11 protein-coding genes and 2 tRNA genes are annotated in these 12,023 nt (G+C 57.4%); 1 reads left to right on the forward strand and 12 read right to left on the reverse strand.

The annotated features are described in order from the left end of the window. Nucleotides 1-50 precede the first annotated feature (50 nt). From infB to rlmE, 11 genes are all read right to left on the reverse strand, one after another. On the reverse strand, nt 51-2,570 hold the full coding sequence (infB, locus tag GIW28_RS15270) for a translation initiation factor IF-2 (RefSeq protein ID WP_017139249.1): 2,520 nt from the start codon (nt 2,568-2,570) through the stop codon (nt 51-53). Between the two features lie 27 nt (nt 2,571-2,597). Further along, entirely contained in the window at nt 2,598-4,079 is a 1,482-nt protein-coding gene (gene nusA / locus GIW28_RS15275) for a transcription termination factor NusA (RefSeq protein WP_017139250.1), read from the reverse strand. Nucleotides 4,080-4,126: 47 nt separating this feature from the next. Continuing rightward, nucleotides 4,127-4,585, reverse strand: coding sequence for a ribosome maturation factor RimP (gene rimP / locus GIW28_RS15280; RefSeq protein WP_032865935.1), 459 nt, complete (start codon nt 4,583-4,585; stop codon nt 4,127-4,129). A 140-nt stretch (nt 4,586-4,725) separates the two neighbouring features. After that, nucleotides 4,726-4,802 (reverse strand) — tRNA-Met (locus GIW28_RS15285). 96 nt (nt 4,803-4,898) lie between these two features. After that, nucleotides 4,899-4,984, reverse strand: a tRNA-Leu gene (locus tag GIW28_RS15290). Between the two features lie 21 nt (nt 4,985-5,005). Next, the gene (gene secG / locus GIW28_RS15295) at nt 5,006-5,389 is read right to left on the reverse strand and encodes a preprotein translocase subunit SecG (RefSeq protein WP_010206600.1); all 384 of its coding nucleotides are present in this window, start codon (nt 5,387-5,389) and stop codon (nt 5,006-5,008) included. Nucleotides 5,390-5,393: 4 nt separating this feature from the next. Beyond that, nucleotides 5,394-6,149: a triose-phosphate isomerase gene (gene tpiA, locus GIW28_RS15300; RefSeq protein WP_003194193.1), complete on the reverse strand. Its 756-nt coding sequence runs from the start codon at nt 6,147-6,149 to the stop codon at nt 5,394-5,396. Between the two features lie 66 nt (nt 6,150-6,215). Beyond that, the gene (glmM, locus tag GIW28_RS15305; RefSeq protein WP_017139252.1) at nt 6,216-7,553 is read right to left on the reverse strand and encodes a phosphoglucosamine mutase; all 1,338 of its coding nucleotides are present in this window, start codon (nt 7,551-7,553) and stop codon (nt 6,216-6,218) included. Between the two features lie 16 nt (nt 7,554-7,569). After that, the gene (gene folP / locus GIW28_RS15310) at nt 7,570-8,421 is read right to left on the reverse strand and encodes a dihydropteroate synthase (protein WP_017139253.1); all 852 of its coding nucleotides are present in this window, start codon (nt 8,419-8,421) and stop codon (nt 7,570-7,572) included. A gap of 8 nt (nt 8,422-8,429) precedes the next feature. Next, on the reverse strand, nt 8,430-10,340 hold the full coding sequence (ftsH, locus tag GIW28_RS15315; RefSeq protein WP_032865933.1) for an ATP-dependent zinc metalloprotease FtsH: 1,911 nt from the start codon (nt 10,338-10,340) through the stop codon (nt 8,430-8,432). A 200-nt stretch (nt 10,341-10,540) separates the two neighbouring features. Continuing rightward, nucleotides 10,541-11,191, reverse strand: a complete 651-nt coding sequence (gene rlmE, locus GIW28_RS15320; protein ID WP_017139255.1) for a 23S rRNA (uridine(2552)-2'-O)-methyltransferase RlmE — start codon at nt 11,189-11,191, stop codon at nt 10,541-10,543. A gap of 105 nt (nt 11,192-11,296) precedes the next feature. Between rlmE and GIW28_RS15325 the strand changes: the two genes are divergently transcribed. Beyond that, nucleotides 11,297-11,605 (forward strand): YhbY family RNA-binding protein, encoded by a 309-nt coding sequence (locus GIW28_RS15325; RefSeq protein ID WP_017139256.1) that lies wholly within the window; start codon nt 11,297-11,299, stop codon nt 11,603-11,605. A gap of 8 nt (nt 11,606-11,613) precedes the next feature. Here GIW28_RS15325 and GIW28_RS15330 read toward each other — a convergent pair whose 3' ends face one another. Then, nucleotides 11,614-12,018, reverse strand: a complete 405-nt coding sequence (locus GIW28_RS15330) for a hypothetical protein (RefSeq protein WP_026013857.1) — start codon at nt 12,016-12,018, stop codon at nt 11,614-11,616. Nucleotides 12,019-12,023: the final 5 nt, after the last annotated feature.

Consider the following 12,023-nt stretch of genomic DNA (forward strand, 5'->3'; position numbering starts at 1 on the left):
CGCGGGGCATTTGCATGCCCACACGCGGCGTGGCTCCGGAAGTGCGCGAGTTAGAGGCTGCGAGCAACCTGGACCTTCTCGTAGACTTCGATCTTGTCGCCAGCCTTGACGTCGTTGTAGCTCTTGACGCCGATACCGCATTCCATGCCGGCACGTACTTCGGAAGCGTCATCCTTGAAGCGGCGCAGGGATTCCAGCTCGCCTTCGAAGATAACGATGTCTTCACGCAGTACACGGATCGGACGGTTACGGTACACAGTACCTTCGATAACCATGCAACCGGCGATCGCACCGAATTTCGGCGAGCGGAACACGTCACGCACCTCGGCAACACCCAGGATGTTCTCCCGGACATCGCTGCCAAGCATGCCGGTAAGGGCTTTCTTGACGTCTTCGATGATGTCGTAGATGACGTTGTAGTAACGCATGTCCAGGCCTTCCTGCTCGACGATCTTGCGAGCGCCAGCATCGGCACGCACGTTGAAGCCGAACAGTACAGCGTTGGAAGCCAGTGCCAGGTTGGCGTCGGATTCGGTGATACCACCGACACCGCCACCCACAACGCGCACTTGCACTTCGTCGTTACCCAGGCCGTTCAAGGCGCCGTTCAACGCTTCGAGGGAGCCACGAACGTCAGATTTGAGGACGATGTTAAGCGTCTTCTTCTCTTCCTGGCCCATGTTCTCGAAGATGTTTTCCAGCTTGCCGGCGTGAGCACGGGCCAGCTTGACTTCGCGGAACTTGCCTTGACGGAACAGAGCCACTTCACGGGCTTTCTTCTCGTCGGCAACTACGCTCATCTCGTCGCCAGCGTCCGGGGTACCGTCCAGGCCGAGGATCTCGACCGGGATAGCCGGGCCGGCTTCCTTGATTGGCTTGCCGTTCTCGTCGAGCATGGCACGTACACGGCCGTAGTTCGAACCAACGAGCACCATGTCGCCTTGGCGCAGGGTACCGTCTTGAACCAGAACGGTCGCAACCGGGCCACGGCCCTTGTCCAGACGCGATTCAACCACAACACCACGACCAGGGGCCGATGGAGTAGCGGTCAACTCGAGAACTTCGGCTTGCAGCAGAACAGCTTCGAGCAGTTCGTCAACGCCAGTACCCATTTTTGCGGATACCGACACGAATGGCGTCTCGCCACCCCACTCTTCAGAAGTCACGCCGTGAACCGACAGTTCGCTACGGATGCGATCGAGATCAGCGCCCGGCTTGTCGATTTTGTTCACTGCAACCACCAGCGGTACGCCAGCCGCTTTCGCGTGCTGAACGGCTTCGATGGTTTGCGGCATCACGCCGTCGTCCGCTGCAACTACCAGGATCACGATGTCGGTGGCCTTGGCACCACGGGCACGCATTGCGGTAAACGCAGCGTGACCAGGGGTGTCGAGGAAAGTCACCATGCCACGCTCGGTTTCAACGTGGTACGCGCCGATGTGCTGGGTAATGCCGCCGGCTTCGCCTGCAGCAACCTTGGCACGACGGATGTAGTCGAGCAGGGAAGTTTTACCGTGGTCAACGTGGCCCATTACGGTCACAACCGGTGCACGGGAAACAGCCTCACCTTCAAACTTCAGGGACTCAGCCAGGGAATCTTCCAGGGCGGTGTCGCTGACCAGGGTCACTTTGTGGCCCAGCTCTTCAGCAACCAACTGGGCAGTTTCCTGGTCCAGTACCTGGTTGATGGTGGCTGGAGTGCCCAGCTTGAACATGAACTTGATGATTTCAGCTGCCTTGACCGACATCTGCTGGGCGAGATCGCCAACAGTGATGGTCTCGCCGATCTTCACTTCACGCACGACAGGGCCGGTTGGGCTCTGGAAACCGTGGGCGTTGCGTTTTTTCAGCTTGGCCTTGCCGCGACCACCACGACGGAAGCCATCGCTTTCTTCGTCGGTAGTACGTGGGGCAACGCGTGGAGCAGGCGCTTTCTCTTTGACCGAAGCACGATGCGGAGCGTTTTTACGCTCACCATCGCCACCACCACCGCGACGATTGTTATCGTCGGCACGTGGTTTGTCCGGACGACGAGGTTCGTCGCGCTTGCGAGCGTCAGCTGCAGGAGCTGCGGCAACCGGGGCGGCCTCACGCACAGCTTCAACTGGCGCGCTAGGCGCAGCGGCTGCTTCAGTGGCAGCAGGTTGCGCAGCAGCAGGCTGGCGACGCGCTTCTTCTTCGGCGCGACGCTTGGCTTCTTCTTCAGCCTTCTGACGAGCAGCATTTTCTACTGCGCGACGTTCTTCCAGCTCGCGCTTGCGCTCGGCTTCGATTTCTTCCGGGCTGCGCTGTACGAAGACTTTCTTCTTGCGCACTTCAACGCTGATGCTTTTGCTACCAGCAACACGCAGGGTGCTGGTGGTTTTGCGCTGCAATGTAATCTTGCGCGGTTCTTCCACTTTCGCCTTGTGGCTGCTCTTCAAGTGAGTCAGCAAAGACTGCTTCTCACTATCGCTCACACCTTCATCGGCGGCGGTGTGCGGCAGACCTGCCTCACGCATCTGCTGCAACAGGCGCTCTACCGGTGTTTTGACCTCATCGGCCAGTTGTTTCACCGTGACTTGCGTCATGCACTTCTCTCCTCAGGCCGCGCCTAGTTACTCGAACCAATGGGCTCGGGCGGCCATGATCAACTTGCCGGCACGATCTTCGTCAATGCCGTCGATGTCGAGCAGATCGTCAATAGACTGCTCGGCCAGGTCTTCGCGGGTAATTACGCCGCGCACCGCCAGTTCCATCGCCAAATCCTTGTCCATACCCTCAAGCGAGAGCAGGTCTTCGGCCGGATGGGCGTCTGCCAGCTTTTCCTCAGTAGCGATGGCTTTAGTCAACAAGCGATCCTTGGCTCGAGCGCGAAGCTCGTTGACGGTGTCTTCGTCAAAGCCGTCGATGTTGAGCATTTCTTCCAACGGTACGTAGGCAATCTCTTCCAGGCTGGTGAAGCCTTCATCTACCAGCACCTGCGCCAGGTCTTCGTCGACTTCCAGCTCGTCGATGAAGTTGCGCAGGATGTCACCGGTTTCAGCTTGCTGCTTAGCCTGGATGTCCGATTCGGTCATCACGTTCAGGGTCCAGCCGGTCAGTTGGCTGGCCAGACGCACGTTCTGACCACCACGACCAATGGCCTGAGCCAGATTGTCTGCGCCAACAGCGATGTCCATTGCATGGGCATCTTCGTCAACGATAATTGCCGCCACTTCAGCTGGCGACATGGCGTTGATCACGAACTGCGCCGGGTTATCGTCCCACAGCACGATATCCACACGCTCACCGCCCAACTCGCCCGACACTGCCTGGACGCGCGAACCGCGCATACCAATGCAAGCGCCCTGCGGGTCGATGCGTTTGTCCTTGGAGCGGACCGCGATCTTGGCGCGCGAACCCGGGTCGCGGGACGCAGCCATGACTTCGATCAGGCCTTCGGCGATTTCCGGCACTTCGATGCGGAACAGTTCGATCAGCATTTCCGGCGCGGTACGCGACAGGATCAACTGAGGGCCGCGGTTCTCGGTGCGGATTTCCTTGAGCAGCGCACGCAGACGCACGCCAACACGGAAGGTTTCGCGAGAGATGATGTCTTCGCGGGCCAGCAACGCTTCAGCGTTGTTGCCCAGGTCAACGATCACATTGTCACGAGTAACTTTTTTCACGGTGCCGGAGATGATTTCACCCAGGCGCTCGCGATAAGCGTCAACGACTTGAGCGCGCTCAGCTTCGCGAACCTTCTGCACGATGACTTGCTTGGCAGTCTGTGCAGCAATACGGCCGAATTCGATCGACTCGATCTTTTCTTCGACGACATCACCGACCTGGGCGCCCGGATGCGTTTGCGCAACCTTGCTCGGCCAGGTTTCGATGGCCGGATCATCAAGATCGGCTTCTTCGACGACCGTCCAGCGACGGAAAGTCTCATAGGCACCGGTGTGGCGGTTGATTTCCACACGCAGATCAACTTCGTCTTCAAAACGCTTTTTGGTAGCAGTGGCCAGGGCCAGCTCCAGCGCTTCAAAAATCACGTTTGCCGGTACGCCCTTTTCATTGGATACCGACTCAACAACCAGCAGTACTTCTTTGCTCATCGTACGCCTCGCCTTTCGCAAGCCATTGGATCCGCGGGATCCGCGTCTCAGTCAAAACTGGGAATAATGTTGGCCTTGTCGATCATATCGATCGGCAACAGGAACTCATGGTCTTCTACCTGCACCACGACATCCTGTTCTTCTACACCGCGCAGAAGGCCCTGAAAGTTGCGTCGCCCTTCAAAGGGTGAGCGCAGCTTGATCTTCACTTGTTCACCGGCAAATTTTGCAAACTGATCAATAGTGAACAGTGGGCGTTCCATGCCTGGCGAGGAAACTTCGAGGGTGTATTCAACGGCGATTGGATCTTCAACATCCAGCACACCGCTGATCTGACGGCTGACAATGGCACAATCGTCCACCAGCACGCCGCCCTCTTTATCGATATAAACGCGCAACATTGAGTGGCGACCTTGAGCCGAAAACTCAATACCCCAGCATTCATAGCCTAGGGCCACGACCACCGGGGCCAGCAAGGCCTGCAACTCTTCTAGCTTGCTCGACACCTGAACCCCCTCGTGCATGTATGTGCATGCTGTGCAAAATAAAAAAATGGGCGAAACGCCCATCCTTGAAACGCCGTCGAACAGCGGCGTTGAAAGTGTCCAGCTAACAAAAAGCCCCTTAAAAGGGGCTCCGCTAAAACTGGTTGCGGGGGCCGGATTTGAACCGACGACCTTCGGGTTATGAGCCCGACGAGCTACCAGACTGCTCCACCCCGCGACAAAGCTGGGGCGGAAGTATACGACCGATCCCTTACAGGGTCAATGTAACCTTCCACCTACAAGAAAGCCCGCAACAGCGGGCTCTCCTGATAATTGGTACCGAGAAGGGGACTCGAACCCCTACACCCTATGGGCACAACCACCTCAAGGTTGCGTGTCTACCAATTCCACCACCTCGGCAATACAGCGTTTACAACCTTCTTACTTCTGCTCTTGAGCTGGAGGTACGTCAGTCGCTGGAGTAGCCGACTTTTGCTCTTGAAGCACCGGGACATCATCAGAAGCCGGTTTTGCTTTTGGTACTTCCAACACTGCTGGGTTTGGGAGACCTACCTGAGTCAGCACATGAGCTTTCTCTTTAGCAAAGTAACCTAACCCCAAGCTGGTTATGAAGAAACCGGCGGCAAGTATAGCAGTAAACTTACTAAGAAAGGTAGAGGAACCTTGGCTTCCGAACACAGTATTTGAAGCACCTGCACCGAAAGACGCACCAGCATCCGCACCTTTACCCTGTTGCAACAAAACCAGGGCAACTACGCCCAGGGCAGCCAACAGATGAAAAACGACTACGACTGTTTCCAGCATTTTTTCAGTTTCCCGCGGCGCGACAGATCGCACCGAACTCATCTGCATTCAGGGAAGCTCCACCAATGAGCCCCCCATCGATATCCGGCATGCCGAACAGTTCGACCGCATTGGCCGCCTTCACGCTGCCGCCGTATAGAAGCCGCACACCTTGCGCGACTTCAGAATTCTCTGCCGCTAACTGCGCGCGGATGGCTGCATGCACATCCTGCGCTTGTTGCGGCGTAGCAGTCAGCCCGGTGCCAATGGCCCAGACCGGCTCGTAAGCAATTACTGCCTTTGCAAATGCACCAACACCCAGCTCCTCGATGATGCTGCCCAGCTGACGCGAGACAACTTCAAGAGTCTTGCCCGATTCACGCTGCTCCAGGGTCTCCCCTATGCACAACACTGGAATCAAGCCACAAGCCTGTGCCGCTGCGAACTTGCGGTTGAGTGTCCCATCACGCTCGCCCATCATCTGACGGCGCTCGGAGTGCCCGACAAGCACATAGGAACAACCCGCATCAACCAGCTGACTCGGTGAAATCTCACCGGTCAACGCACCTTGCATGGGTTCCACCGCAGAGTTCTGCGCGCCGACCTGAATCGACTTGCCTTTCAAACCATCAACCACCTGGTTGATATGCAAGCAAGGCGGGAAAACCGCAACATCAACACCGCTAGGCAAGGCCAAGTGACGAAGGCCATTGATCAGCTCAGCGACACTGGCGCGGGTACCGTGCATCTTCCAGTTACCAGCTACCATAGTGCGACGCATGCTGTACCTCGTCGGTCAAAGTGGGCGCAGATGTTACCCAACCACACCATCACTGGCAAGCCGAATTCAGGCGCAAATTTCAGTTACCAGTTTTGCCAGGTCTTCGGCGTGGCCGCGAACCTGTGTTTCGTCCTCGCCTTCGACCATGACACGCACCAGCGGCTCTGTGCCGGACTTGCGCAACAACACGCGGCCACGCCCAGCCATTGCAAGGGTCACACGCTCGCAGGCGTCTTTGACAGCAGGGTGCTCGATAGGGTTTTCGCCACCGGCAAAGCGCACATTCAGTAGAACCTGCGGGCACTTGCGCAGCGCCTGGCGCGCTTGAGCGAGACTCTCTTTGCGACGACGCAAGGACAGCAATACCTGCAGCGCAGCAATAATGGCATCACCCGTGGTGGTGTGCTGGAAGCAAACCACATGCCCCGAGTTCTCTCCACCCACCAGCCAGTTACGCTCCAGCAGCTCGGCGATGACATAGCGGTCACCGACATTGGCGCGTACAAACGGAATCCCCAGCTCGGCCAAGGCCAACTCAAGCCCGAGATTGCTCATCAGCGTGCCAACCACACCGCCTTGCAGCTTGTCACGCTCATGCAGGTCGCGGGCAATGATGAACAACAGCTCATCGCCATCAACCACCGCACCGGTGTGATCCACCATCAATACGCGGTCACCGTCGCCATCGAAGGCAATACCGAGGTCAGCGTGCTCGGCCAGGACAGCAGCCTGCAGCTGCTCCATATGCGTCGAGCCGCAGTTATCGTTGATATTCAAACCATTTGGCTGGGCCGACAGCACCGTCACATCGGCACCCAGCTCCTTGAATACGCTGGGCGCCACTTTGTAGGTTGCACCGTGAGCACAGTCGACAACAATTTTGAGGCCGGCAAAGTTGGTGCTGGTCGGCACACTGCTCTTGCAGAACTCGATGTAACGGCCTGAGGCGTCATTGATACGCGAGACCTTGCCCAGCTTGCTGGACTCAACCACGGTCATCGGCGCGTCCAGCAACTCTTCGATCATCAGCTCGATCTCGTCCGGCAGCTTGGTGCCCTGGCCCGAGAAGAACTTGATGCCGTTGTCATCATGGGGATTGTGCGAGGCACTGATCACGATACCGGCTTCAGCGTGGAAGGTACGCGTCAGGTAAGCGATTGCCGGCGTCGGCATGGGCCCCAGCAGCATGACATCGGCGCCTGCGGCAGACAGCCCCGCCTCCAGCGCAGATTCGAACATGTAACCCGAGATGCGAGTGTCTTTGCCCACCAGGATGCGGCAAGCGCCCATGCTGCGGAACGCCATACCGGCCGCCCAACCCAGCTTGAGCATGAAATCAGGAGTAATCGGGAATTCGCCGACCCGACCACGAATACCGTCGGTGCCAAAATATTTTTTAGTCATAAGTGCTCCATCATTCTTATTCGGCTGATTCTACCGCGGCCAGCATGCGCACCACATCAACCGTCTCGGCGACATCATGCACCCGCAAAATACGCGCGCCCTTGGTCACGGCAAGTGCCGCCAACGCCAGGCCACCGTACAACCGCTCACCCACAGGGCGATTCAGGGCCAGCCCTATCATGCTCTTGCGCGACACGCCGACCAACAAGGGTCGACCAAGGGCGTGCAAAGCTTCCATATGCTTGAACAGGCTCAAGTTGTGTTGCAGGGTCTTGGCGAAGCCAAACCCGGGATCCAGGATAATCTTTTCGGCTGCGATGCCCACCTTGGCGCATTGAGTCATTCTTTGCGCAAGAAACCCACTCACCTCACCAACCAGATCATCGTAATGCGGGCTGTCCTGCATATTGCCGGGTTCTCCCAACATATGCATAAGGCACACCGGCAGTCCGGTTGCCGCCGCCGCATCCAGCGCGCCATCACGCTGAAGGGAGCGCACATCGTTGATCAGCCCCGCACCGAGGCGCGCTGTCTCGCGCATTACTGCGGGAGTCGAGGTGTCCACCGAGATGATCACATCCAGCTCACGGGCAATCCGCTCGACGATTGGCGCGACCCGCTCCAGCTCCTCCAAGGGAGAAACCACGCGAGCGCCCGGTCGAGTTGACTCACCACCGACATCAATCAAGGTCGCGCCGGCCGCCACCATCGCCTCGGCATGACGCAACGCGGCATCCTGCTGATTGAAGCGGCCGCCGTCAGAAAAAGAATCGGGGGTTACATTAAGAATGCCCATGACATGCGTATGGGCCAAATCAAGAACCCGGTTGCCGCAAGGCAACCGGGTGGAGGACAGCGCAGAAGTCATTTCAAACCTTAGTGATCAGCTGCGGGGCCGCCGATTGGGGCTTCAGGACGTTCGTTCTGTACCACAGGCGGGGTGCCCGAAGTACCCGAACCACCTTCCCAATCACGAGGCTCACGCGGTGCGCGACCCGCCATGATGTCGTCAATCTGATCGGCATCAATGGTTTCGTACTTCATCAGCGCATCAGCCATTGCATCGAGCTTGTCGCGGTTATCCGTCAGGATCTGCTTGGCCGTGCCGTAGCACTGGTCAATGATGCTGCGCACTTCGGAGTCAATCAGCTTGGCCGTCTCACCGGAGAAGCTGGCAGCTTGACCGCCGCCGCCACGACCCAGGAACACTTCGCCTTCTTCCTCGGCATACATCAAAGGACCGAGTTTTTCCGACAAGCCCCACTTGGTCACCATGTTCCGCGCAATCTGGCTGGCACGCATGATGTCGTTGGAAGCACCGGTGGTCACACCGTCGAAGCCAAGCGTCATCTCTTCAGCAATCCGGCCGCCATACAGAGAACAGATCTGGCTGATGAGCGCACGCTTGGAGAGGCTGTAACGATCCTCTTCCGGCAGGAACATGGTCACACCCAGCGCACGGCCACGAGGAATGATCGACACTTTGTAGACCGGGTCATGCTCAGGCACAACGCGACCAACAATGGCGTGACCGGCTTCGTGATAAGCGGTGTTCTGCTTCTCTTTCTCGGACATGACCATGGATTTGCGCTCGGCGCCCATCATGATCTTGTCCTTGGCCAGTTCGAACTCTTTCATTTCAACAATGCGCTTGCCTGTACGGGCAGCGAACAACGAAGCCTCGTTGACCAGGTTGGCCAGGTCGGCACCGGAGAAGCCTGGCGTACCACGGGCAATCACGGCCGGAGCCACGTCGTCACCCATTGGCACTTTGCGCATGTGTACTTTCAGGATCTGTTCGCGACCGCGAATATCCGGCAGCCCCACCACAACCTGACGGTCGAAACGGCCTGGACGCAGCAACGCTGGGTCGAGCACGTCGGGACGGTTAGTCGCGGCGATGACGATGATGCCGTCATTCATTTCAAAGCCGTCCATCTCAACCAGCAATTGGTTGAGGGTCTGCTCACGCTCATCGTGACCACCACCCATGCCGGCGCCACGATGGCGACCCACGGCGTCGATTTCGTCGATGAAGATGATGCACGGTGCGTGCTTTTTGGCCTGTTCGAACATATCGCGAACACGGCTGGCACCAACACCGACGAACATCTCGACGAAGTCAGAACCGGAAATGGTGAAGAACGGCACCTTGGCTTCACCGGCAATCGCCTTGGCCAGCAAGGTTTTACCGGTACCCGGAGGACCGACCATCAGCACGCCGCGAGGAATGCGGCCGCCCAGGCGCTGGAACTTGCCCGGATCACGCAGGAATTCAACCAGCTCACCGACTTCTTCCTTGGCTTCATCACAACCTGCGACGTCAGCCAGGGTGGTTTTCACCTGATCTTCAGAGAGCAGGCGCGCCTTGCTCTTGCCGAAGCTCATCGGCCCGCCCTTGCCTCCCGCACCACCTTGCATCTGGCGCATGAAGAACATGAACACGGCGATAATCACCAGGATCGGGAAGCTCGCTACCAATAGCTGAGTCCAGATGCTCTGCTGTTCAGGCTGCTTGCCTTCAACCACTACGTGGTTATCCACCAAGTCGCCGATCAGACCGTTGTCCTGGATTGCCGGACGAATGGTCTTGAAGCTGTCGCCATCGTTGCGCTTGCCGGTGATCACGTAGCCATCAACCGCTACGCGCTCGACCTTGCCATCCTTAACTTGCTGGATGAAGTCGGAATAGTTGAGGGTCTGCGGCTCGTTAGGGCTGGAGAAGTTGTTCATCACCGTCACCAGGACAGCCGCGATGATCAACCACAGGATCAGATTCTTTGCCATATCGTTCAATTAACTACCCTCTGAAGCAAGCTCCGCTACTGGCGCGCGCTTCGCATGATATTCACCGTCCTAACTTACTACATTACCTACAACTCTGGCAGGCGCCGTCTGTAACCCTTTGTGAAACTTTGACTACACAATATTCGTAAAGCTTCGTGACGAAAGCGATATAAAAAAACCTATCGCCCTCCTCGAATTCCTCAAAAACGCTCTTCGCTCTCCGCCCCTTCGACACCACGGAAGCCGCGGCACAGCAGGTATTGCTCGCGTGACCGGTCTCGCGAAGAGTCTGGTTTGCGCGTCTGTACCTTGTCGAACAATTTGCGAATGTTCTTGTGGTACTCGTCAAAACCTTCGCCCTGGAAGACTTTCACCAGGAAATCACCACCGGGACGCAAAACCCGACCCGCCAGATCCAGTGCCAACTCGCACAGGAACATGGCTCGCGGCATATCAACGGCCGGTAATCCACTCATATTGGGGGCCATGTCGGAAATCACAAGGTCTACCTGCGAATTTCCCACAGCCTCAAGGATCTCGGCCAACACCGTATCCTGGGTGAAGTCGCCGTGTACAAAGGTCACATCCGGGATGCTGTCCATCTCAAGGATGTCTGAAGCGATCAATCGACCTTGCCCACCAATCAGACGACTGGTCACTTGGGACCAGCCACCAGGGGCTGCGCCAAGGTCGATAACGCTCATGCCTGGACGAATCAATTTATCCTTGTCCTGGATCTCCAGCAGTTTGTAGCTGGCCCGGGAACGGTAGCCGTCCTTTTGCGCCTTTTTGACGTAAGGATCGTTGAAATGTTCTTGTAGCCACTTAAGGCTGGTTTTGGAACGGGCCACGGGCCACCTCGAAAATAAAACGGGTCGTGATTAACTGGGCGGTCCCGGACTCGCTCGGGTAAACTGGCCGCCGCTTTTTACAAGATCAGACGCAGGGGTCAGATTATGCCGCTCACTCAAGAGCAGAAGAAACAGTACAAATCCATTGGCCACCATCTGAAACCAGTTCTGATTGTGGCAGACAACGGTTTGACTGAAGGTGTGTTAGCCGAACTGGAACGCGCATTGGGCGATCATGAACTGATCAAGATCAAGGTCAACATCCTTGACCGCGAAGCGCGTTTGGCCGCCATTGCAGAACTGTGCAAGGTCGGCAAAGCGGACCTGGTACAGGTCATCGGCAAGATGGCACTGCTGTATCGCAAGAACTTCAGCGTCAACAAGCAGCTGTCGAACGTACACCGCTTCAAGTAATACAAGGGTCACGGGCGTGCTTCGCGCGCCCCGCCGCTCCATCCCGGTGCCGGCTGTATAACCAGCACCAGGCCGGAGAACCCTAGCACAAGATAGCTGAATAGCTGCCAGCGCAACGCTTGCGGCAGCCACACATGCACCACGCAAAACATTGCGCACGCATACAGCGCCATCAACAGCAGTTGGCCGCGAATATCCCGCCACAAGCTCCTCAAACCCTCGGTCTTGACCAGCACCAATGCCTGGAGCGTCACGCACGCCGCTGAAAAACCCACCAGCAGCGCACTCAGCATTCCGTTGAGCTCATCGATCAGCAGCGGTGCCAGGCCAATCAGGCCCAACACCGGCAGCACACCGATGTGCAACAACCATAGGCCACCCACCCAAAGCATCTGGGCGAGCTGCCAAAGCATGGCGC

This window comes from Pseudomonas sp. PA-5-4B, from assembly GCF_021606215.1.
Taxonomy (GTDB): Bacteria; Pseudomonadota; Gammaproteobacteria; order Pseudomonadales; family Pseudomonadaceae; genus Aquipseudomonas; species Aquipseudomonas edaphica.